Annotated in this window: 21 protein-coding genes; 11 read left to right on the top strand and 10 right to left on the bottom strand. The window is 56.8% G+C overall.

The window, feature by feature from the left end:
* The first annotated feature begins 249 nt into the window (after positions 1 to 249).
* From VGR81_07370 to VGR81_07360, 3 genes are read left to right on the top strand one after another with little or no spacing between them, the layout of a single operon-like run.
* Complete coding sequence (locus VGR81_07370) at positions 250 to 1,719, top strand: hemolysin family protein (GenBank protein HEV2288755.1); 1,470 nt, start codon at positions 250 to 252, stop codon at positions 1,717 to 1,719.
* 4 nt (positions 1,720 to 1,723) lie between these two features.
* Positions 1,724 to 2,644, top strand: coding sequence for a nickel ABC transporter permease (nikB, locus tag VGR81_07365; GenBank protein HEV2288754.1), 921 nt, complete (start codon positions 1,724 to 1,726; stop codon positions 2,642 to 2,644).
* Positions 2,641 to 3,501, top strand: a complete 861-nt coding sequence (locus VGR81_07360; protein HEV2288753.1) for an ABC transporter permease — start codon at positions 2,641 to 2,643, stop codon at positions 3,499 to 3,501. The genes nikB and VGR81_07360 overlap by 4 nt, the downstream gene beginning before the upstream one ends.
* A gap of 7 nt (positions 3,502 to 3,508) precedes the next feature.
* On the opposite strand, the gene VGR81_07355 is transcribed toward VGR81_07360, so the two are convergent.
* Both VGR81_07355 and VGR81_07350 read right to left on the bottom strand, forming a co-directional pair.
* Entirely contained in the window at positions 3,509 to 4,300 is a 792-nt protein-coding gene (locus VGR81_07355; protein HEV2288752.1) for an SAM-dependent chlorinase/fluorinase, read from the bottom strand.
* A 221-nt stretch (positions 4,301 to 4,521) separates the two neighbouring features.
* The gene (locus VGR81_07350; protein ID HEV2288751.1) at positions 4,522 to 5,364 is read right to left on the bottom strand and encodes a hypothetical protein; all 843 of its coding nucleotides are present in this window, start codon (positions 5,362 to 5,364) and stop codon (positions 4,522 to 4,524) included.
* A gap of 124 nt (positions 5,365 to 5,488) precedes the next feature.
* On the opposite strand from VGR81_07350, the gene VGR81_07345 reads away from it, so the two are divergent.
* The 4 genes from VGR81_07345 to mnmA all read left to right on the top strand — a co-directional run bounded on the left by VGR81_07345 (position 5,489) and on the right by mnmA (position 8,665).
* Positions 5,489 to 5,902: a hypothetical protein gene (locus tag VGR81_07345; protein ID HEV2288750.1), complete on the top strand. Its 414-nt coding sequence runs from the start codon at positions 5,489 to 5,491 to the stop codon at positions 5,900 to 5,902.
* Between the two features lie 102 nt (positions 5,903 to 6,004).
* Positions 6,005 to 6,253 (top strand): hypothetical protein, encoded by a 249-nt coding sequence (locus VGR81_07340; protein HEV2288749.1) that lies wholly within the window; start codon positions 6,005 to 6,007, stop codon positions 6,251 to 6,253.
* A 53-nt stretch (positions 6,254 to 6,306) separates the two neighbouring features.
* Positions 6,307 to 7,485 carry a cysteine desulfurase family protein gene (locus VGR81_07335; GenBank protein HEV2288748.1) on the top strand — a complete coding sequence of 393 codons (1,179 nt, stop codon included), beginning with the start codon at positions 6,307 to 6,309 and terminating at the stop codon, positions 7,483 to 7,485.
* Between the two features lie 43 nt (positions 7,486 to 7,528).
* Positions 7,529 to 8,665 carry a tRNA 2-thiouridine(34) synthase MnmA gene (mnmA, locus tag VGR81_07330; protein HEV2288747.1) on the top strand — a complete coding sequence of 379 codons (1,137 nt, stop codon included), beginning with the start codon at positions 7,529 to 7,531 and terminating at the stop codon, positions 8,663 to 8,665.
* A gap of 81 nt (positions 8,666 to 8,746) precedes the next feature.
* Here the strand turns inward: mnmA and VGR81_07325 are convergent, their stop codons facing one another.
* The 3 genes from VGR81_07325 to uvrC form a co-directional block, all read right to left on the bottom strand.
* Positions 8,747 to 9,250, bottom strand: a complete 504-nt coding sequence (locus VGR81_07325; GenBank protein ID HEV2288746.1) for a DUF948 domain-containing protein — start codon at positions 9,248 to 9,250, stop codon at positions 8,747 to 8,749.
* Between the two features lie 31 nt (positions 9,251 to 9,281).
* Complete coding sequence (locus VGR81_07320; GenBank protein ID HEV2288745.1) at positions 9,282 to 9,575, bottom strand: YtxH domain-containing protein; 294 nt, start codon at positions 9,573 to 9,575, stop codon at positions 9,282 to 9,284.
* Positions 9,576 to 9,724: 149 nt separating this feature from the next.
* The gene (gene uvrC, locus VGR81_07315) at positions 9,725 to 11,611 is read right to left on the bottom strand and encodes an excinuclease ABC subunit UvrC (GenBank protein ID HEV2288744.1); all 1,887 of its coding nucleotides are present in this window, start codon (positions 11,609 to 11,611) and stop codon (positions 9,725 to 9,727) included.
* A gap of 125 nt (positions 11,612 to 11,736) precedes the next feature.
* On the opposite strand from uvrC, the gene VGR81_07310 reads away from it, so the two are divergent.
* Positions 11,737 to 12,165: a tetratricopeptide repeat protein gene (locus VGR81_07310; GenBank protein HEV2288743.1), complete on the top strand. Its 429-nt coding sequence runs from the start codon at positions 11,737 to 11,739 to the stop codon at positions 12,163 to 12,165.
* On the opposite strand, the gene VGR81_07305 is transcribed toward VGR81_07310, so the two are convergent.
* The 5 genes from VGR81_07305 to uvrA are packed head-to-tail and all read right to left on the bottom strand — an operon-like array spanning position 12,148 to position 18,317.
* Complete coding sequence (locus VGR81_07305) at positions 12,148 to 12,843, bottom strand: hypothetical protein (protein ID HEV2288742.1); 696 nt, start codon at positions 12,841 to 12,843, stop codon at positions 12,148 to 12,150. The two genes, VGR81_07310 and VGR81_07305, sit on opposite strands and share 18 nt — an antisense overlap.
* A 20-nt stretch (positions 12,844 to 12,863) precedes the next feature.
* Positions 12,864 to 13,409, bottom strand: a complete 546-nt coding sequence (locus VGR81_07300; protein ID HEV2288741.1) for a hypothetical protein — start codon at positions 13,407 to 13,409, stop codon at positions 12,864 to 12,866.
* Positions 13,410 to 13,412: 3 nt separating this feature from the next.
* Positions 13,413 to 13,916, bottom strand: coding sequence for a hypothetical protein (locus VGR81_07295; GenBank protein ID HEV2288740.1), 504 nt, complete (start codon positions 13,914 to 13,916; stop codon positions 13,413 to 13,415).
* A 1-nt stretch (position 13,917) separates the two neighbouring features.
* Positions 13,918 to 15,237 (bottom strand): tetratricopeptide repeat protein, encoded by a 1,320-nt coding sequence (locus VGR81_07290; protein ID HEV2288739.1) that lies wholly within the window; start codon positions 15,235 to 15,237, stop codon positions 13,918 to 13,920.
* Positions 15,234 to 18,317, bottom strand: coding sequence for an excinuclease ABC subunit UvrA (gene uvrA / locus VGR81_07285; protein ID HEV2288738.1), 3,084 nt, complete (start codon positions 18,315 to 18,317; stop codon positions 15,234 to 15,236). The genes VGR81_07290 and uvrA overlap by 4 nt, the downstream gene beginning before the upstream one ends.
* Before the next feature lie 71 nt (positions 18,318 to 18,388).
* Here uvrA and VGR81_07280 point away from each other — a divergent pair, with 71 nt between their 5' ends.
* From VGR81_07280 to VGR81_07270, 3 genes are all read left to right on the top strand, one after another.
* Positions 18,389 to 18,610, top strand: coding sequence for a hypothetical protein (locus tag VGR81_07280; protein ID HEV2288737.1), 222 nt, complete (start codon positions 18,389 to 18,391; stop codon positions 18,608 to 18,610).
* Positions 18,611 to 18,621: 11 nt separating this feature from the next.
* The gene (locus VGR81_07275; GenBank protein HEV2288736.1) at positions 18,622 to 19,947 is read left to right on the top strand and encodes a phosphopentomutase; all 1,326 of its coding nucleotides are present in this window, start codon (positions 18,622 to 18,624) and stop codon (positions 19,945 to 19,947) included.
* A gap of 431 nt (positions 19,948 to 20,378) precedes the next feature.
* Complete coding sequence (locus VGR81_07270; GenBank protein HEV2288735.1) at positions 20,379 to 20,726, top strand: PadR family transcriptional regulator; 348 nt, start codon at positions 20,379 to 20,381, stop codon at positions 20,724 to 20,726.
* Positions 20,727 to 21,275 lie beyond the last annotated feature (549 nt).

Here is a 21,275-nt window from a genome sequence, read left to right as displayed (position 1 = left end):
TTATAACGCTCAATTGACGTGTTCAGATTCTTCGCGATGCGATTGACGCGTCTCGTTCGGCTCTCGCGCGAAATGGCATTCTATCTCACGCAGGCAAACCCCAACAATGATTTCTGTGCGAAAGACACCCTTTTGCATTTTCCGGAAACTCGCTCGTGAATACCTGCCACCGGCCGGGCATCTTGTTACAATCATTTGAGGTATGGCGGTTCTCCCTCATATTGCTTGTGGCAGACAAGGCGCAGCGCGATGATTGCCGTCCGCTTATTTGGCATCCTAGCCCTGATCGCCATCAATGCGTTTTTTGCTGCGGTTGAGTTCTCTCTTGTCGCGGTTCGCCATTCGCGAATTCGCCAGTTGATTGAGCAGGGAGACGCACGCGCGCGTGTCGTCGAGTCCTTAATCGCGGATATGGCCACGGTCATTTCCGGCGTGCAAGTCGGCATCACGCTTACGAGCCTCGCACTGGGCTACCTCGGTGAACTCACGCTTGCCGCTTTTCTCGGTCCCTTTGTCCGTGGTGTTCCCGGGCGTTACGCATTGCCGATCGAGCACCTCGTCGCGCTTTTGTTCGCATTTGTTCTGCTGACCATCCTGCAGGTCGTTCTGGGAGAGCTTATACCCAAGAGCTTGAGTCTGGCGCACGCCGAACGCGTGGCTCTGCTTGTCGCGCGGCCTTTCCGCTGGTTTCTGCGAACATTTCGCTGGGCCATTGTGTTGCTTAACGGGATCGCAGGGACGTTTGTCCGCGCCCTCGGAGTGAAAATGCCGCAAGCGCATGCCGCGGTGCGTTCCGCAGAGGAATTGCGCATTCTTGTGGAACAAGCGGGCGAACGCGGTGTTCTCGAGCCAGTCGAGGAGCGATTCATTCAGCGCGCGATGAGTCTCGGCAACGTGCAAGTCCGGGAAATCATGGTGCCGCGCCCAGACATTCATGCGCTGCCCGTCAGCGCCACGCTAGAAGATGCGATGAAGATGTTCGCTATCACGCAGCGCTCACGCATTCCTGTTTATGAAGGGACGCTGGATCACGTCATAGGATTTGTGCACGTAAAGGATCTTTTCTGGGTCCTGCTCGATCGCGCTCGCCGCCCGGAAGAGGATCACCCACCCTCGGAATTTCATCTCAGGCACTTTGTGCGCGGCGTGCTCATCGTTCCCGAGACAAAGCTGGCCATCGAGCTGCTTCTCGAGTTCCGCTCCCATCGCACTGGCCTTGCCATGGCGGTTGATGAGTTCGGCACGATTCTGGGCCTTGTCACGCTCGAGGATATTCTTGAGCAAATGGTTGGCGAAATTCACGACGAATTCGATGTCGTCGAGCACCCACTCACTCTCGCCGATGGTTCCATGATTTTCGACGCATCCCTGAAGGTTCGCGATCTCTACGATCAGTTCCATATCGAATTGCCTGACGACCCTTCCTACGAAACGCTGGCTGGCTTTGTTCTGACGCGCCTCGGGTTCCTTCCGCGCGGCGGGGAAAGCTTCGAAGATCACGGCTACCGTTTCACGGTCATGGAAGTGGAAGGGCGCCGCATCGCCCGCGTAAAGATCAAACACTTGGATGATTCGGATGGCGCGACGATTTCGGAAAGGAACGAACGGCAAAATGCTTTCGGCGAGAAGACAAGTCGCGCGGCATCGCAGCCAGCCAAAGGAGCCAAGGAAGACTTGTCCTCCGGTCGTGAGCGGCGTGAAAAGCCGGTGAGCAGATAACCAAATGACCCGCTACATATCTCTCAGGCTTGCTTATTCGCTTCCAGCTCTGTGGTTGATTCTCACCATGGTCTTTCTTCTCGCGCACATTGTTCCTGGCGATCCCGTAGAGCAGATGCTCGGCGAAGGCGCGACGGCTTCGGATCTCATTCAGCTACGGCATGGGCTCGGTCTCGATCAGCCTTTGCCTGTGCAGTACGGGCATTATCTCTCCGGGGTGATCCGCGGCCGTCTGGGAGAATCGTTTCGGTTTCAGCAGCCTGTTCTTCACGTCGTGCTCGAACACTATCCGGCGACGCTGGAGCTCGCTTTGGCGGCGCTCCTCGTCTGTTGCGTCATAGGGATTCCTGCCGGCATCGTCGCTGCGCAGCACCGTGCCACTTCCACAGATCACGCCGTCGGTTTTTTCACGTTGCTGGGCCTTTCGATTCCGAATTTTGCGCTCGGCCCGTTGCTGATTCTGACTTTTTCTGTATTGATTGGCTGGCTGCCCGTCAGCGGACGGGGTGGTTTCCTTCATCTGATTCTCCCGGCAGTGACGCTCGGTGCCGCGCTTGCCGCGATTCTCACGCGAATGGTGCGTACTTCGGTTCTCGAACAGCTTGGCAGCGATTACATTCGCACCGCTCGAGCCAAGGGTCTTGCGGAGCGTGTAGTCCTTCTCCGGCATGCGTTCCGTAATGCGCTGATTCCGATCCTAACGATTCTTGGCTTGCAATTCGGCACGCTGCTCGCCGGCACTATCGTCACTGAGACGATTTTCTCCTGGCCGGGCATTGGCCGCCTCGCCGTGCAGGCCATTGAAGCGCGAGATTATCCGCTCCTGCAGGGCTGCATCCTGGTCATCGCCGTGTCCTACGTGCTTGTGAATCTGCTCACCGATTTCGTCTACGCATTTGCTGACCCGCGGGTGCGCCTGCAATGAGAGCATTGCGCGAATTTCTTCGTCACAGCTTGCCTGGTTCCGTCGGATTTGCCCTTTGTGTTGTCCTGATTGTTTTTGCGCTCGGCGCGCCGTGGCTCGCGCCCTACAATCCCAATGCCCAAAATCTTCCCGCGCGTCTCGAGTCGCCGAGCGCCGCGCATTGGATGGGCACGGACGAATTGGGCCGTGATGTGCTTTCCCGCGTCATTTACGGAGCGCGCGTTTCCATGTCCGTCAGCGTCTCGGTTGTGTTTGGCGCGGGAATGATTGGACTGGTTCTTGGTTCGCTGGCCGGCTACTTCGGCGGGTGGTTCGACAGTTTCGTGAACATCATCCTAATCAATGCGTTTCTTTCGTTTCCGGGAATCTTGCTGGCCATCGCCTTCGCCGCATTCTTGGGTCCCGGCCTCGGGAACGTCATCATCGCGCTGACAATCACCGGCTGGGCTGGCTACGCACGCCTCGCACGAGCGCAAGTTTTGCAGGCGAAGGAAATGGACTACGTTGCAGCCGCGCGATCCCTCGGCGCATCGCATTTGCGGATTCTCTGCCGTCACTTACTGCCGAATATTATTCAGCCCGTTCTGGTGCAGGGAACGATCGCGCTCGCCGGCGCGATTCTCGCCGAATCCACACTGAGCTTTCTCGGCCTCGGCGTTCTTGCGCCGATGTCGAGCTGGGGCGCGATGCTCAACGACGCGCGTGCGCATTTGTTCGACGCGCCGCACATGGTGGTTTTCCCGGCGCTTGCCGTGATGAGCGCCGTGCTGGCCTTTAATCTATTGGGAGATGCCCTGCGCGACTGGATGGACCCGCGTACGCGAGCGTTTCTGGCTGTTACCGATTTGGCCCGATAAGATGCGGCTAAGGAAATTCGACGGTGACTTCTGCGCCGCGATTCACGCCCAGCAATTTCGCTGCATTTCCGCGATTCACCGCGATTTCGAAAAACCCGCTCGATCCAAGGATGAGCATCGGTTCATTTGACGCGCCATTTCCAAATGTCTGTGCGAACTTGGAAATTTCTGCGTTTCCGACTCGCGTCTTGAATTTTGTTCCGGCAAGAACTTGGGGCAGATCTTCGGCGGAAAGATTCGTCAGCAAATTGCCAAAATTATCGGCGCGCAGCACGACGCCCTTCACGCCGTTGCCGGCTGGTTTCGGCTTCGGCAGTGCGAAGCGCACAAAATCCGTCACTTCTTCCCCGAACGACTGTGTCTGCCAGTTTTTCGAAAGCCATGCCGCCACGGGCGCGAAGACGTCGCGTCCATGAAACGTAGTGCTCATTGGTTGCAGGAAGTAGTGTTCCGCGCTGACGTGCCGCACGGTCACCGATTCCTCCTGCGCATAGACCATCGACAGCACGCCATTGTCCGGCGCCACAAAATATTGTGTTCCCGCGCTGACCAGCAGCGGCCGGCGATCTGTTCCAACGCCAGGGTCGACCACAACCACATGCACTGTTTTGGGCGGAAAGTACTTGTACGCCTGTCCGATCGCTAGCGCTCCGTCGAGCAAATCATAGGGCAGGACACTGTGCGTGATGTCCACGATCTCTACGTCGGGATTGATGTTCAAAATGACGCCTTTCATCGTCCCGACAAGATGGTCGACGGACCCAAAATCCGTTGTCAGCGTGATGGCGGTGCGCGTCAAGCGGTTCTCCCGGCCGCGGTTGAATCTCTAAGTGCGGCCCACTCTCAAAAAGTGACTCATGCTGCCTATGAGTCTGGCAGAGACAAAGGCGCGTGGCAATGTGCCTCCACAAAGTGGTTTCCTGCGCAGAAATCACTCGCGCATGTCGCAAAGAAGTCAGATTTTCTTCTGCGTTGTTTATTGCGGCTGGTGATTTATTTGCACGGTTTGTTTCTAAACCCTCACATCATGCCAGGAAGGTCAGCCAGTCGCGCTCGGTTCATCGCGCTCTTCTTGTCTTCCTTCGAATTCCCCCACGTCCAGTAGAGGCCGAGATAGGCATATGCCTCCGGTTGTCCCGCGACTTCATGGCCATAACAAAACAGAAGTTGAAATCCCGGATTTTTGAAATAGTAGTAGCCGCCGAAATCCACGAGAGTAGTGGCTCGAAGTTGCGGGGTCGCCGAACCCTCAGCGCCATGCGAGAAGACTTCCGTACCTAGCGTCCACTTTTTGCCGATATCGCGCTGCACGAGCCAGCCGCCATAAGTGAAATTTTTGTAGCCTGTTTGTGGCACGATTTCATATCCCACACCACCATAGGTTGTCCACGGCCCGAAGCTTTTTTGCATCCAGACTGGCAGCTTCCACCAAATCTTTCCCACACCAAGGCCCAAATTGTAATTTCCGGTTGGCACTTCGATCATTGTGAATGTGCCGATCATCGGCCGGTATTTCGTTTCATTGAGGTATCGGTATTTCACGCCGATTTCGATATCGCCCATTCCAAACGCCGTCGGCCCCGCGCCGGAGGGAAAATAATTGGTATTGTTCGAAGGCGTGATCGACGCTGCGGGGATAACGACGTGGAATTGCGTGTTCGGCAGAATCCCCCAATTGAACTCGACGGCTGGCCCTGCTGTATCCATCTCCACGCCCGTGCCGTCGATGGAGCCAAATGTGTAAAATTCGTAATGGCGAAAATCGACCGGCTCCGGGTCGTCGGTTTGGAACGGCGGCCCAGCGAAAAGCGGCTTGGCGCACGCCAACAGGATCAGCACAATCAACGCAGCGCGGCATTTCATTGCTCGTCCTCTTCCGGCGCCTATTCCGTGGCTTTGACGGCCACAGCCTTCACTTGTGAAATGCGAATTCGATATCGCAAATCCCCTGCTACGAAATAGTCATAAAATACCCGCGATGAGTCAAATGTTTGCAGCTTCGCCGCGGCACGAGTGGCGGTCTCTTCGGTTCAGCGATTCGCCGATTGGCGTCGCAAGCCTTGTGCCCATTGTCTTTGCTGCTATCGTCTGGCCGCTCTGCGTACTTATCAGTGAGCGCGAACAATCCTTCCAATTGGCCATGGAGGGCATCACTGCGTTTTGCTATATTGCATTCACCGTCGGCGTTCTCGCCAGCCTGTATTCGCTCCTTTCCGAAAAGTCCAAAATATTTGGTTGGGCAGGAGTGGCCGTGGCCGCCTACGCATTGTTTCTGCAACCCAAGGAATGGTATTTGGGTACTTTGATCGAGTTTTATCTTCCGCTTCTCGTTTTCCTGCCATTTTTCTTCATGGCCGCGCACCTTTCCGAAAAACACCACCATGCCGCTCCGCGCGTATAAACCATTCTTGCTGTGACTTCTGCCTGCAAATGTGCGTAAGGGTTATGATAAATTTGCGCATTCCACACAGCACGTTAGAATGCCCGGAACAAAGGAAACGCCGTGAGCGCACTGACAATCTTTGGTCTTTTCGCCGTTACTGCGATGCTCGTCTTCTACGCCCTCGAGCATCGCAGCCCGTGGTTCATTCTCGCCTTCGCCGCGGCCTGCTTGCTTGCCTCGACTTACGGCTTCCTGCAAGGAGCATGGCCTTTCGGCATAGTCGAAGCCGTTTGGTCCGCCGTCGCTTTACGTCGCTGGCAAATGTTCCGCCGCGCCGGAGCACACGCTGCGGGATTTCGCTCTTCTTGACCCGTTTCCGTCGAAACGATATTCTGACTCCGCAATTACAAGAGGGCTTATTCGTGCGCCGCGTCTACCTCGATTACAACGCCACTACTCCAGTCGATCCCGAAGTTATCAAAGCAATGCTTCCTTTTTTTACAGAGACGTATGGCAACGCCAGCTCGATCCATGCCGCGGGCCAAAGCGCGCGCGGCGGCGTCGAAATGGCGCGCCAATCGGTGGCAGCGCTGATCGGCGCGAAGCCTTCTGAGATTGTTTTTACCAGCGGCGGCACGGAAGCGGATAATCTCGCGATTCTCGGCGTTGTCGCCGCGATGCACCGCGAGAAAAAGCACGTCATCTGCTCGCCCATCGAACATAGCGCCGTTCGCAATTCGGTTCAGGCTCTCGAAAAGCAAGGATTCGAAGTTACCTGGCTGCCCATCTCTAAGGATGGCATTGTCGATCCAGAAGATGTTCGCCGCGCCCTTCGCCCCGAGACGGTCCTCATCACTGTCATGTACGCCAACAACGAAATCGGCACGATTCAACCCGTCGCCGAGATCGGCAAGATCGCGCTCGAAGCGGACGTCTATTTCCACACCGATGCAGTGCAGGCCGTCGGCAAGATTCCTGTCGATGTGAACGAAATCAAGTGCGATTTTCTTGCGCTCGCCGCGCACAAAATCTACGGCCCGAAAGGCGTTGGCGCGCTTTATGTTCGTGAGAATTCGCCTCTTGAACCGCTGCTCTTCGGTGGAACGCACGAACGCGATCGCCGCCCGGGCACCGAAAATGTTCCCGGCATCGTTGGGCTCGGCAAGGCTGCGGAAATCGCCCGCGCGCATCTCGCGTCTGATTCCGCGCGAATCACGGCTCTTCGCAATCGTTTCGAAGACGGAATCATCGCGCGCGTTTCCGAATCTCGCGTCAATGGCAATCGCTCTCGCCGTGTTCCCAATACTTCGAACATTTCGTTTCTTTGTGCCGCGGGCGAGTCTCTCGTCATTTCATTCGACTTGCAGGGTGTGCAATGTTCCGCCGGCTCCGCATGTTCCTCCGGCGCGATCTCGCCTTCGCCGGTTCTCTTCGCCATCGGCCTTCCGTCCGATGAGGCTAAATCCACAGTTCGCTTCAGCCTTGGCCGTTTTACGACCGGCGATGATGTTGACTACGCTATCGAAGCCGCATCTACCGTCGTCAACCGTCTCCGGGACCTTGCTGCCGCTCGTCGCAAAACGGTCATTCCCGCCGATTAGTGGTGCGTTTCGCAGCGCGTCATCTTCCTCCTTCTGATATTCTATGGAACTGAAATCAATGGCCGCTTCAGCACAACCCGCGCTTACTGCCGTCGCGATGAGTGGTGGTGTGGATAGCTCCACAGTCGCTGCGCTTCTCCACGAGTCTGCGGAGCCGATTGTCGGTCTCACGATGCAGCTGTGGAATCAGCGCCGCCTTCCCGAGCTTGCCTCGAGCGGTGGCCCGGCGCCGCATCGTTGCTGTTCGCTCGACGACGTGTACGACGCCCGCCGCGTCGCGGAGCATCTTGGCTTTCCTTTTTACGTCGTCAATTTCGAGCAGGCCTTCGAGGAGAGCGTCATTCGTCCCTTCGTCAACGATTATCTCGGAGGGCGCACGCCCATTCCATGCACGCTTTGCAATAATCATGTGAAGTTCGAGCAGCTTCTTGTCACCGCACGCCAAATCGGCGCCGAGCGTCTCGCCACCGGCCATTATGCTCGCGTTCGCTGGAATGGCGATTCGGGCCGCTACGAGCTGTTGCGTGCCGCGGATGACTCCAAGGACCAATCGTATTTTCTCTTTGGCCTCACGCAGGAGCAACTCTCCCGCTCGCGCTTTCCGCTCGGTGAGCTGACAAAGGCCGAGGTCCGTGAAATCGCTCGCCGCACGCAGCTTCCCGTCGCTGCAAAGCCGGAAAGCCAGGAAATTTGCTTCGTCCCCACGGGAAACTATATCCGCTTTATCGGGAGCTATTTGCGCGAACAGGGCAGGGAATTCAGTGCCGAAACGGGCGACATCGTGACGACGGATGGCACTGTCATCGGCCGGCATGAAGGACTACATCGCTACACGGTGGGCCAGCGCCGCGGCCTTGGCTTCGCGGTCGGCCATCCGGTCTATGTTGTCGCGCTCGACCGTGCCAATAATCGGCTCATCGTGGGCAGCGACGATGACTTGTTTACGTCGGTATGCGAAGTGCGCGACGTCAACTGGATTTCAACCGCTCGTCCGAATGGTCCAGTCGAAGCCAGTGTGAAAGTCCGCCATCGCCACGATCCCGCACTTGCCGTAGTCGAAGCGATTGACGCAGAGACAGCCCGCGTGACATTCCGTGAACCACAGCGCGCCATCACTCCGGGACAAGCAGCCGTTTTCTATATCGAGGATCTCGTTCTTGCAGGCGGCTGGATTCGCTGAAACTCTCCGTTTTGTCCTCGCGCGCACCATCACATCTCGAATCGCGCGGGATCATTCTCAGTTTTCGTGGGATTTGGATTCCTAGATAAACAGTTCTTCGTCTTGTTTTTCCGGTTCGATGCGCGCCGCTCGCTGTCCGCGGATGAAGTCGATTCCGGTCTTGATGCCTTTTAGGACTGCGGAAGCCTGCTGTAGCGGGCCGAGCACGGATCTCCGGAGTTTCAGGCCAGCGTCTTCGATCGCTTCCAGCGTTCCGGTGATAATCACGTCGGCGCGAATAATCTGCGCGCGCATGCGTTCCAATGCCTCGGTAACCACGCGGTCGACCTTCTGCGCCTGCCCTCTCGCCAGCCGCGTCATCTCCGCCGCGTCGCCGACGATGCTCGTAATCTTGTCCTCGGAATTTTCCAGCACTCGATTGATGCGTCCCAGGATGGGATCAACTTTCCGATGAAGATCATCCACCACGCGTCGCAGCTCTGTGCTCGTCTCCTTGAAAGCGCGATACATGCCCGCAAGGATCAGCGTCTGCATCACGATCGCTATCGTGGCAATGCCGAAGAACGCGATGATCCACCCGTTCATCTCGGTCCATCCCTCTCGACGCGCACTTGCGTTAGGATGACTTGGCCCTCTCCCGCTGATACGTTTCCTTGCCCGCCTCTACCGCTGCTGCCAGAGAGCTCTTCTCCCGGCTCATGATTTCCTTGCTGCGTTCAATGAGATCTTCCGCGCGTTCGCGCAGTTCTCGCGCTTTTCGTTGCGCATACTCGCGGCCCTCGTCTGCCTTTTTCGAGAGAAACTCGCGCGTCTCTTCTCCGGACTTTGGCGCGAACAAAATTCCCAGGAGCGTTCCCACGCCGAGTCCCACGATAAAATAACTGATCTTTGAGCCGACGTTGTCAGCCATGATGCACCTCCGAACATTTGACGGTAGCATAGCCTTTCAGCAGCAGCAAGCAGCGCCAGCCCAGTGGCCCACCATATTTCTTCAGCTCCATACGCTCCCGCATGGTGTACGTGCCCGGTGGCTCTCGTACGCGCAGGTCATTGCCTAAATTATTGTGTGATTGAAGATTGTCCGTGCAAGAACTCATGCAGCTTTTCGGCTTTCGCGCGCGGCAAAACCGTAGTCAGCTCCTCCACGCTCATCTGTTTCAGCCGTGCGACGCTCCCAAATTTTTTCAAGAGCTTCTGCGCTGTTTGCTCGCCAATGCCCGGCACATCTGTCAGGGAGGTCCGCAGCCGGTGCTTCGATCGTCTGAGCCGGTGAAAAGTGACGGCAAAGCGGTGCGTTTCATCTCGGATCTGCTGAACCAAATGCAAAATCGGCGAATGATGATCCAGCCGGATGGGATCATCTTCATGTCCATAGACGTATAGGATTTCTTCCTTTTTCGCAATGCTCGCGAGCGGCTGGTCCGTAATGTTCAGCTTTTCGAGCGCTTCAGCCCCTGCGTGCAGTTGCCCGATTCCCCCGTCGATCAAAATTAAACTTGGCAATGGCTTGTTCTCTTCAAGCAGTCTCTTGTAGCGCCGCCCCACGGCTTCGCGCATGCTCGCAAAATCGTCGCGCAGTAATTGCGCTTCCACTGTGTTTTCGTCTCCGTTTTTTTTGTTTCCATCCGCATCCTTCGCCAGCGCTTTCGCACCTGTGCCTCGAATAATGAATTTCCGGTAATCCGCTTTCTTCATCTTCCCTTTTTCCCACACAACCATCGACGCAACCGTATCCGATCCCTGAATATGGGAGATATCGAAGCTTTCGATTCGTTTCGGCGTCGCCGGTAGCGCCAGCGCTGCTTCGAGCGCTTCCGCAATCGCTTGCGAGTTCGGCTTCATCACACGGAATCGCTGCGTGAATGAATGCTTGGCATTTGTTTCCACCAGATCGAGAAAAGCGCGCTTCACTCCGCGCTGTGGTGTCACGATTTCTACCCGATGCCCGATGCTTTCCGAAAGCACCTCTTCGAGCAGCTGGGAATCCTCGAATTCGACCGGCACGTGAATAATGCGTGGCACGTAATTCGCGTCGAGATAGATTTGTTTCAGCAGCGATGTGACAAACTCCTGCGGCTCAAACTCCGTCAAGTCCTCCCAATAAAATTCTCTTCGGTCCACCACGCGCCCGCCGCGCACGTGAAATAGGTTCGCGGCCACTTGTGGCGGCTCGGCATACCAAGCCAGCACGTCGATGTCGTCACCGGCGGCTGCCGCGATCTTCTGCCGTTCCTCCATGTCTTCAACAGTGCGAATCAAATTTCTGTAGCCCGCCGCTGCTTCAAATCGCTCGTCAGTCGCCGCGCGCTGCATTCGCTCTTCGAGACTTTTGATCAAATCGCGCCGCCGCCCTTCCAAAAACAATCGCGAATCCCGAGCCGCTTCTGCATATCGCTCTTCGAGCGTTTGCCCTGCCGCACGCGGCCCCAGGCTCCGGCTCAGATAAAACTCCAGCCACGCCCGCGTGTGCGGCCGGTTCAGCTCCATTCTTGCTGAAGGAATTCCAAAATATCGATTGATGAAATGCACGATCCGGTGCGCAAGTCCGGCCGGAAAATATGGCCCGAAATAGAGCGAGCCGTTCTTCTCCAGCCGCCGCGTCACGAACACGCGCGGGAATTCTTCCGCGGCCGTAAAGCAGATGTACGGATAGGTTTTGTCGTCGCGCAGCAGAATATTGAATTTCGGTTTGTGCCTCTTAATGAGATGGTTCTCGAGCGCCAGCGCCTCGCGTTCGTTGTCGACAACGATGTATTCCGCTTCGGCAATCTCCCGCACCAGTGATCCGGTCTTTGCGTCCAATTGCCGCGAATCGAGCAGGTACGACTTCACACGCTGCCGCAACGATTTCGCTTTACCTACATAAATGATTTTTTCCGCCGCGTCTTTGAACAGATACACTCCAGGCTCGAGTGGGAATTCGGAAACTTTTTCGCGGAGATCCATGGGAAAGAGTTATGCTGTTTGTGCGGCCTCGCCGATTCGCGAAGCCGCGGAAAACAGTCTGATTTTATCAGACGTCATCGAATTGCTTTCGAGCATCCGAGGTCATTTTGCAAGGCATGTTGGAAATGTCGGCCCGCCGAATCTTCCTGGGTTTGACGCTCGCTGCATTTGGTCTTTGCGGCGCCGCGTCCGCGCAATCGCAGTCTCCTGTTGCGCCGTCCGAGCAGCCGGTCGCCAATTACAACCCAGCGCTCGCGAAACACGATGTCGAGGTCGGGAGGTTCTATTTGGACAAGGGCGACCTTGATGGCGCCATCGCGCGCTTCAAAGATGCCATGCACCATAAGCCCAATTTTGCCGAACCACGTCTGCTCCTTGGCCAGGTCTACGAAAAAAAGAATGATCCTGCCTCGGCCATCGACTACTACCAGCAATATCTGAAAATTCTTCCGAACGCGCGCGATTCCAAGAAAGTCCGTGCACGCGTCGCCAAACTCCAGGATCAAATCTCGAAAGACAAAGCCGCCGCAAACCGTTCAGGCAAATCGCTCTAGAAATTTCATCGCTCTTGCGTAATCGGCAAATTGCTTTTCTTCCTCCCGGAATTTCTTCGAGTGCGATTCCAGCCGGCATCGGGCGAGCTTCATGGGATGCTTTTGGTGCAGCATCTCGTGGTAGAGCACGTACGCGATCACGTATTCCGGCACGCTCGCGCTATCCAGCGCGCAGTTGATCGCAATTTGCGTAAGCGCGGGATCGAACGTTCCGAGCTGGCTTTTCCACTGCCGGGCGCTCCAGCCGATTCTGGGCCGTGGCAAGCTCGCCTGAAAATATCTCCGATTGAGCTCGTCGAAAAGCGGTTCCAGGTCATGATGCCGTCCGCGCGGTAGCGAAATTCTCAGCCGCGCACGCTTTCGCCGCAGCGCCAGCAGACGCCGCCGCGTTTCGTGTCCGTGTGCATAATTTTTGTATGTGTCTGTAATCTGCCGCGGCGCTCGCCGCCGGTAAAGACGCGCCAACAAAATTGCCGCCGCCGCTTCCAGAACCTCAAGCGGCGCACCGCGCAATAAATCGGAAAGCCGCACATACGCCGTTTCTTCCCGCAGCCGGATCGAATGAGTCAGGCTCGAATACGGATAGAACTCCACGACGAAATGCGGAGGCCGCCCGGTGCAGGCCAGCCGCGTAAACATCCGTTGAAACACCATCGCGCCGCCAGGAACATGCTTCATTCGTGCAACAGCGCTTCTCGTCAAGGTTTTCTCCGAATCGGCACCGATCCGTATTCTTTTGCAGCTTTGTTTGCCTCATCCAAGGCGTCTTGTGTGCTGCCGATCGCGTCGTCCAGGTTATCCTTATACGAGTCCAGCTTTGGCCCGCCGGCGGCTTCGATCTTCTTTAGCATTTCGAGATTTTGTTTGCTTTCTTTTTGAAACGCGCTGATCACGTTCCGGAGATTCGCGCCGGCCTTCCGCGCGTTTCGCAGGCGTTCCGTTCCTTCGTCGAGGCAGCTCGAATATCCATCCAAAAGGCCGTTCAGGAGCTCTTCCCTGTGCATCTGCGGAGACTTGAGTTGCAATTCATATTCGAATTTCTTCAGCCGGTCGTGCGCAAAATTCAAAAACAACTTTGCTCGTTCCCCCGGGTCCTGCTCGTCTCGTACTTGATTCGCCTCATTCGGACTCAAAAAATCCGGCTGCTCCTGCGCGCGCAAAATTCGGGCCCACGTCATGCTGATGATGGCAAGCGCGATCAGGCTCAAGCACAGCCGCGCGATTCCTCTCACGTTCTTTGCCACTGCTCACCTCGATTGCTGCTTTTCCTCGTTCGCCTCGCGCGGCCGCCGCGGAAATAGTTCGGCCAGCAGCTTCTGGTTCAGTGCGTCCAGGTGTTTTGCGAGGTCCAGGAACGGCTGCCTTTGGTCAAATGGAGCGCGATTCGCAATTTGCCGCACCGTTCTCAGGTTTTCACGGACCGAAATTTGCAGTTGGCGAAATCCGTTGGAATGGGACTCCGGATTGACGCCGGTTTTGTCGAGCATCCGGTCTGTTTCGCTTGCCTTTTGCTCATAATCTTTCATAAAATCGAGCGCTTCGACAAAATTTTCGATATCCGCGCTCTGCTGCGCCGCCTTGTTCTCCGCCCGGCCCAGCTTCACAACGATCTTGGCCTTTCGCACAGGATCGGTCTCGCTCGCATACTCCGCCTGATGCCTCGCAATTTCTTTTTGCACGCGCGCGGATTGCGCGGCTGCCACGAAAGTAAATCCAAGGACAAACACAGCAATCACCGCGCGCGCGCCCATTTCATTTCCTCTTGTTTTTCAGCGCGTCTTCCAGAAATCGAACGCGCGCTGCTGCTTCGAAATATTCGTCGCTGCCTTGTTCTTTATTCAGAGCGAGAAATTTCTTGTACGCGTCGAGCGCCAATTCGAGTTGCCCCAGATGGTCGTAGCATGTCGCCCGCACAAACCATGCGCCTGCGTTCGGCGTTTCTCGTCGCGCCAGGATGTCGAGAGCTGTCAAAGTGGCGGTGTAGTTCTTGTTCAGGTATTCCGCGGTCATCAAATCATGCAGCACATCGTTCGCGTTCGTATCCAGTTGGAACGCCGTCTCCAGCTCTTTTGTCGCAGCGCCATAATCATGCATTTCCAGCAGCGCATGGCCCATCTCGGCATGGATATCTACATTCTGAGGATCCATGGCTTCGGCTTTCTGAAGCACAGCGACCGTTTGCGCGAATTTCTTTTCCCGATAATAAATCAATGCGCGCAGTTTGAGCGACTCTGGCGTTTCTGGCCTGGCTTTTGCCGCCGTGTCAAGCTCCGCGACCGCCTCATCATTCTCGCCCATGTCGGCGAGTATGGAAGCGCGCACCATTCGCGCTCGTTCGTCATTCGGCTGCGCTTTCAGATAGTCCGCCAGCGCCGCCGCCGCGTCAGCCGGTTTTTTCTCTTGAATCAGGCAGTTCGCCAGCCCCAGTTGCGCGTCCGGATCGGACGCTTTCAATTTTAATGCCTCGCGGAAGTTCGTTTCTCCCATCGGCGCATTTCCGGATGCAAGTTCAGCTCTTCCCAGCGCTGTGTATGCGGCCTCGTCATTCGGGTCGAGTTTCACGGCAATCCCGAGTTCCTTCACCGCCTCAGGAAATTCCTTCGCATTCTCCTCTGCCATGCCGAGCAAAAAGTGCCCGCGTTCGAATCCGTAATCTTGTTCCGTCACTTTCTGCAGGGGGTCGATGGCTGCTTTCGGGTCGCTTTCGATCAGACTGATTCCCAGATTCAAATACGCCTGTGTCATCTTTGGATCGAGCTCGATGGCCTTGCGATATTCCGTGTCCGCCATTTCATTCTGATGCTGCGCGGTATAAACGTACCCAAGATCGAAATGCGCCTCCGCATCGTTAGGTTTTTGCTCGAGATACTTTTCGTAATCCTCAGTCGCTGTAGCGTAGTCGTTCTTGTCGGCGGCCGCTTTCGCATCCACCAGCAACTGATGCAGCGCAACATCCTCCGGAGACACATAATGTACTTTCGTCCGCGTTCCTGTGGAGGATTGCCCGCTTGCCGTGGCCGCGGCAAACGTCGCCGCCAGATAAATCGCCGCAGTCCTTCTAGTGCGCTTCATGGCACGTGATTTTGCGAAACCGGCGTCTGGCGTCCATTGTGCCCGTTGCGACCATTGCGCATGCCCTCTTCGAGCGCCTTCGCTAGGAATTTCCCCGTATAGGACTGCGCGTTGCGCGCCACCTGCTCCGGAGTTCCGCAGGCCACCAGGCGCCCTCCGCGCTCGCCGCCCTCCGGCCCCAGGTCTATGACCCAATCCGCCGATTTAATAACATCCAGGTTGTGTTCGATAATCAGCACCGAAGCTCCACCTTCGAGCAACTTTCGGAATGCCGCCAGCAATTTCGAAATATCATCGAAATGCAGTCCCGTTGTCGGTTCGTCGAAAATGTACAGGACACCGGTATTCTCTTGTCGCGTGAGATGCGCCGCCAGTTTCAAACGTTGTGCCTCGCCGCCGGAAAGCGTCGACGCCGACTGGCCCAATCGCAGATATCCAAGCCCGACTTCTTCCAGCACCTTGAGTTTCGACGTGACTTTCGGTGCCCCGGCGAAAAACGCCATGGCTTCGTGCACAGTCATTTGCAGCACATCGTGAACGTTCTTGCCGTGATAATGCACCTCGAGGACGCCGCTCTTGTATCGCGTGCCTCTACATTCCTCGCAGATCAATTCCACATCGGCCAAAAATCGCATTTCCACGGTCACCGTGCCGTCTCCCTGGCACGCTTCGCATCGCCCGCCCGGAATGTTGAATGAGAAATGTCCTGCCGCGTAGCCGCGTTTCTTGGCATCCGGCGTCGAGGCAAAAAGCTCGCGAATCGCATCGAACGCCTTCAGATACGTCGCCGGATTCGACCGTGGCGTTCGCCCAATCGGCGACTGATCCACCATTTCCACGGCGGTCAGCGCTCCGTCTCCCTGAATGTCGTCGCAGGCATCGCGCCAGTTTCCGCCATTGCGTTTCGCTTGCAGCGTTTTGTAGATTACATCATGGACAAGCGTCGATTTCCCCGATCCGGATACTCCTGTGATCGTCACAATCATGTTCAGCGGCACCATTAAATCGACTTCCTTCAGATTGTGGCTCCGCGCTTTCAGAATTTTCAGGAATCGTCCTTGCGTCTTCCGCCGCGTTGCAGGAACGGGAATATGCAGCTCACCGCTCAAGTAGCGCCCCGTCAGCGAATGGGTGTCCGTTTCCAGTTGCTTCTGCGTTCCCGCGAAAAGAATTTTCCCGCCGTGTTCGCCTGCGCCCGGTCCCAAATCCATCACGTAATCCGCCGCACGAATGGTATCGGCATCGTGTTCGACGACAAGCAGCGTGTTCCCAAGCTCTCGCAAACTTTTCAGAATGGAAATCAGCCGGTGCGTGTCCCGCGGATGCAAACCGATGGACGGTTCATCCAGCACGTACAACGCACCTACCAGATGCGATCCCAGCGACGTCGCCAGTTGAATCCGCTGTGACTCGCCGCCCGAGAGCGTCGAAGTCAGCCGGTCGAGCGTCAAATAATCCAGCCCAACTTCATCCAGAAATCGCAATCTCTGCTGCACTTCTTCGAGCACTTTTCCCGCGATGACCGCCTCACCTGTGCTCAATTTCAGCGACGAAAAGAATTTCCGCGCCTCCGCGACAGTCATTTCGCACGCTTCGGTGATGGATTTTCCCGCCACCCGCACCGCACGCGCTTCCGGCCGCAGCCGCGTTCCCTGGCAATCCGGGCATGTCGCGTATCCTCGATACCGGCTCAGGAAGACGCGCACGTGCAGCTTGTACTTCTTGCGCTCAAGCCAGGCGAAGAATCCCGTGACGCCGCTCCAGTCCTCTTTCCGGTCGCCCTCGATGATCCATTTCTTCTGTTGTTCCGTAAGCTGGCGGAACGGCGTCGTCAGCGAAATGCCTTTCTTCGTTGCATAGGCTTTCAAATTCTGCACGATTTGCCGGAAGCGCGGCCTCGTCCACGGTTCGACAGCGCCCTCCGCGAGCGATTTTCCTTTGTCCGGAATCACGCGGTCGATGTCGAAATCAATCGTGTTGCCGAATCCCTGGCATCGCGGGCACGCGCCATAGGGATTGTTGAACGAAAACAGTCGCGGCTCCGGCTCCTGATAAGCAATTCCGCATTTCTTGCACTCAAAACGTTCGCTGAAAACCATCCGTTCCGGTGCCGCTCCCGGCTGCTCCGGCGCGAATTCCAAAATCGCTTCGCCTCGCCCTTCGCGATAACAAATCTCGATGGAATCTTTCAGCCGCGAGCGAATCTCTGGCCCCAGCGCGAGTCGGTCCGCGAGCACATGGACGGGTTTCGCGAAATCCACATCCAGCAGCGTTTCCGGGGAAGAGAATTCGTAAACGCGCCCCTCCTGATAGAGCCTGCTGAACCCGCGCTTCTGCAAATCTCCAAGCGTCCGTTTTACGGCTTCGGCTACGGGCAGCGCTTTCTTGGCCACTTTCGCTGAAAAGCCAGTCCGCGCCGCTTTCCCCGCGCCCGCCGTCTTTGCTGTTTCCGTCGCTTCCGTTTGCAGCACGAGCGTGTACAGCACGTAAAATCTTCGTCCGGTCGGCAATGCCAGCACGCGCTCCGCGATCTCGTCGATCGAATCCTTCTTCACTTCTTCGCCGCACCGAACGCAGAACGTGTGGCCCACGCGTGCATAGAGCAGCCGCAGGTAATCGTAAATTTCAGTCGAAGTCGCCACGGTCGAACGCGGATTTCTTGTGGAGTTTTTCTGTCGAATCGCGATCGCCGGCGCAATGCCCGTCACTTCGTCCACATCGGGCTTCTCGATGCGCTCCAGAAACTGCCGCGCGTATGCCGAAAGCGACTCGATATAGCGCCGCTGACCCTCCGCATAAATCGTATCGAACGCTAGGCTGGACTTTCCCGAGCCGGAGACGCCGCTCACTACCGTGATGGCGTTGTGTGGTATCTCGAAATCAATGTTCTTCAGGTTGTGTACGCGCGCTCCGCGCACGCGAATCGCATCCTGCGCGCCCGCAGCCAACTCCATCGTTGCTACGGTATTCTCCGTCGTCGCCGAAGCCTTCGTCTGCGCGCGCCTCGGCAAACGCCCCTCTTTTGCGTTTTTCGCGGGGCGCGAACCAGGACCAGCTTGCTCTGTCGTTTTCGTCGCCATAGGCCTAAACCAAAAATTATACGTCTTCGCGCAAGACCTCGGCAAATGACGGCGCTATAATCCTCCGCGCGATGAAAAAGAGCGCCTTGCGCGGCTTGATCGAAATTGGCTTCATTCTGTTCCTGTTTTATTCGAATCTGCTGATGGGAGAATTCGAACGCTCCGGCATGGGGCAAAGGCGAGGCCTGATTTGGGCCTTTTCGGATATCTTCACTGTTGCCAATTTTGAAATCGCCGCGATCGCTCCGGTGATCGGCTATATTCTCGTTGAGTTTTTGCGGACCAAATTCTAGCCAGGATTCTGGTGGATACTCCTTTCCTACGCGTCATCTGGATCGTCCTCGATAGCGTCGGCATCGGCGCACTGCCTGATGCCGCCGACTACGGCGACGTGGGCCGCGACACGCTCGGCCACATCGCGCGCTCCCGTCCGCTGCGCCTGCCAAATCTCATCCGCCTCGGCCTTGCCAATGTCAAACCTCTCGCGCATCTCACTCCGCCCGCGCGTCCCGCCGGCGCCTTCGGGAAGGGAATCACGGTTTCGCCCGGCAAGGACACAACCACCGGCCACTGGGAAATGGCCGGCATCTGGCTCGATCAGGCGTTTCCCGTGTACAAAAACGGCTTCCCGCGCGACTTGATGGAAAAATTCGAACGCGCCATTGGCCGCAAAACCATCGGCAACAAGCCCGCTTCCGGCACGGAAATCATCAAGGAACTCGGCGAAGAGCATCAGCGCACGGGCTTTCCCATTGTTTACACTTCCGGCGACAGCGTTTTTCAAATCGCCGCACACGAAGACACCATTCCCATCGCCGAGCTTTACAAAATGTGCGAAATCGCGCGCAAACTTCTCGATGGCCCGCATCGCGTCGGCCGCGTCATCGCGCGTCCATTCACTGGCGCGCCGGGAAATTATCGCCGCACCGAGCGCCGCCACGATTACGCCGTCGAGCCGCCGCGCTCCATGCTTCTCGACGTTCTCGCCGACGCGAAAATCCCCGTCTTCGGCGTCGGCAAGATTCACGACATCTACAACGGCCGCGGCGTCGCCGATTACGTCACCACAAGAAACAACGCCGACGGCATGGCCAAACTAACCGCCGCGCTCGCCCAGCAGCCGCGCGGCCTCATCTTTGCCAATCTCGTTGATTTCGACATGCTCTATGGCCATCGCAAGGACGTCGAAGGCTTCGCGCGTTCCCTCGAGGAATTCGACGCGCTCCTCGGCCCATTTCTCGCCGCGCTGAGCGATTCCGATTTACTTATGATCACCGCCGATCACGGTTGCGATCCTGATCCCGTGAATCCCACGACGGATCATTCCCGCGAATACGTCCCTATCCTCTGCTATTCGCCGCGAATGGATTCCGCAAACGCCGGGAATTCCTCCGTCAACTGGACGGTCGAGAAAGTTGGCTCGTCACTCGCTTGCCCTGAGCGGAGCCGAAGGGCCACTCGTCACTCGCTTGCCCTGAGCTTGCCCGCCGCGGCGGGCGACGTCGAAGGGTCACTGCCTTTGAATCTCGGCGTTCGCTCGACGCTCGCCGACATGGGCCAAACCGTCGCCGAAAACTTCTCCGCCGCACCCCTCCTCCACGGCTCCAGCTTCCTTTCGTTGTTGTCCTAGAAGTTTTGCGCGGCTTGCAGACGCTTTGTCTTCACTAGCCACTGTCTTTCCACCGTAGACGACTTTTCGCTCATAACAAAAGCTTTGACGCATTTTTATCATTATGATACAATTTTTTACTGTAACCTGGATTCGTGCGCCCCACCGCCGTTCTCCCTAAGGTTTTAGAAAATTTCCGAGCTGCCGACTTTTTTATCTCGTCGGGTTTGCCGTCATTCCTTGCGCGCTGTTCACTGTCCACTGACCACTGTCTCCTGTCCGCGTCGGCGGACCAGTTTGAATTTTCTGGATCGTGACACAAGGAGTCAAAATTCAGATTGGCCCCTTGCCCTGCTCACTGTCCACTGGCCACTGACCACTTTCTTCTTGACACCTAGATTCTCTAGGCGTATATGTCGAATCTCTAGGCGTCAACAAGGAGCGCTCACAAAATGGCTCGCACAGTGATGGAAGACCGTTCCGAATTTCTCAAGGGCACGCTCGACATGCTCATTCTGAAAGTCGTCGCCCTCGGCCCCATTCACGGCTACGCCATTTCGCAGCGCATCCAGCAGATCTCCCGCGATTTTTTTCAGGTACAGCAGGGTTCGCTTTATCCCGCACTGCATCGCTTGGAAAATCGCGGCCTGCTCGGCGCCGAATGGCGCGCCACGGAAACGGGCCGCGAAGCAAAATTTTACGCGCTGACGAAGAAGGGTCGCAAACAGCTCGAAGCGGAAATGGCCAGTTGGGAACGCATCTCCGATGCCGTCGCGCTCATTCTGCGCACCGCCGAGTAGCATCGCGATGCCGCGCGCAGACTCACGCATTTTGCGAGTCTGCGAGTCTGCGGGTCTTAGAGATTTGGTTTTGTCATTCCGAGAAGGATGCGACTAGCATCCGACGAGGAATCTGCCGTTGAGCGTTTTTGTAGGGCCCGATTGCAGTCATCGGGCCGTCGGCGTGCAACGCACGCCGCGCTTTAAGTTTTGCGTTGTCATCCCGAGCTCGCCCGCCGGACGGGTGAGGATGCGGCGAGTTTTTGTAGGGGCCGATCGACTTCATCGGCCCGTGGTTTTAAGTTGTCATCCTGAGCGAAGCGAAGGATCTCGCCTTGGCTTTTGCTCTGAACGCTTCTTGAATCAGAGGTGCATATGAACCGCCTCGTCCGCATCTTTCGCAAATCAAGGCTTGATGCTCAGCTCGACTCCGAGCTTCGCTTCCATGTCGAGCAGCAAACCGCTGCGAATATCGCCGCCGGTATGGCGCCCGGCGAAGCCCGCCGCCGCGCTCTTGCGCAATTCGGCGGCCTCGAATCGCGCAAAGAAGAAACCCGCGACGCCCGCGGC

It is taken from the genome of Candidatus Acidiferrales bacterium (assembly GCA_035934015.1).
Classification (GTDB): Bacteria; Acidobacteriota; Terriglobia; order Acidiferrales; family UBA7541; genus DAHUXN01.
The sequence above is the reverse complement of the archived record's forward strand: the minus strand, read 5'-3'. Positions and strand labels throughout refer to the sequence as shown.

Coding starts and splice junctions, on each gene's coding strand:
- VGR81_07370 (HEV2288755.1), top strand. CDS start 250: ATGATTGCCGTCCGCTTATTTGGCATCCTAGCCCTGATCGCCATCAAT.
- nikB (HEV2288754.1), top strand. CDS start 1,724: ATGACCCGCTACATATCTCTCAGGCTTGCTTATTCGCTTCCAGCTCTG.
- VGR81_07360 (HEV2288753.1), top strand. CDS start 2,641: ATGAGAGCATTGCGCGAATTTCTTCGTCACAGCTTGCCTGGTTCCGTC.
- VGR81_07350 (HEV2288751.1), bottom strand. CDS start 5,364: ATGAAATGCCGCGCTGCGTTGATTGTGCTGATCCTGTTGGCGTGCGCC.
- VGR81_07345 (HEV2288750.1), top strand. CDS start 5,489: ATGTTTGCAGCTTCGCCGCGGCACGAGTGGCGGTCTCTTCGGTTCAGC.
- mnmA (HEV2288747.1), top strand. CDS start 7,529: ATGGAACTGAAATCAATGGCCGCTTCAGCACAACCCGCGCTTACTGCC.
- VGR81_07325 (HEV2288746.1), bottom strand. CDS start 9,250: ATGAACGGGTGGATCATCGCGTTCTTCGGCATTGCCACGATAGCGATC.
- VGR81_07320 (HEV2288745.1), bottom strand. CDS start 9,575: ATGGCTGACAACGTCGGCTCAAAGATCAGTTATTTTATCGTGGGACTC.
- uvrC (HEV2288744.1), bottom strand. CDS start 11,611: ATGGATCTCCGCGAAAAAGTTTCCGAATTCCCACTCGAGCCTGGAGTG.
- VGR81_07310 (HEV2288743.1), top strand. CDS start 11,737: ATGTCGGCCCGCCGAATCTTCCTGGGTTTGACGCTCGCTGCATTTGGT.
- VGR81_07305 (HEV2288742.1), bottom strand. CDS start 12,843: ATGAAGCATGTTCCTGGCGGCGCGATGGTGTTTCAACGGATGTTTACG.
- VGR81_07295 (HEV2288740.1), bottom strand. CDS start 13,916: ATGGGCGCGCGCGCGGTGATTGCTGTGTTTGTCCTTGGATTTACTTTC.
- VGR81_07290 (HEV2288739.1), bottom strand. CDS start 15,237: ATGAAGCGCACTAGAAGGACTGCGGCGATTTATCTGGCGGCGACGTTT.
- uvrA (HEV2288738.1), bottom strand. CDS start 18,317: ATGGCGACGAAAACGACAGAGCAAGCTGGTCCTGGTTCGCGCCCCGCG.
- VGR81_07280 (HEV2288737.1), top strand. CDS start 18,389: ATGAAAAAGAGCGCCTTGCGCGGCTTGATCGAAATTGGCTTCATTCTG.
- VGR81_07270 (HEV2288735.1), top strand. CDS start 20,379: ATGGCTCGCACAGTGATGGAAGACCGTTCCGAATTTCTCAAGGGCACG.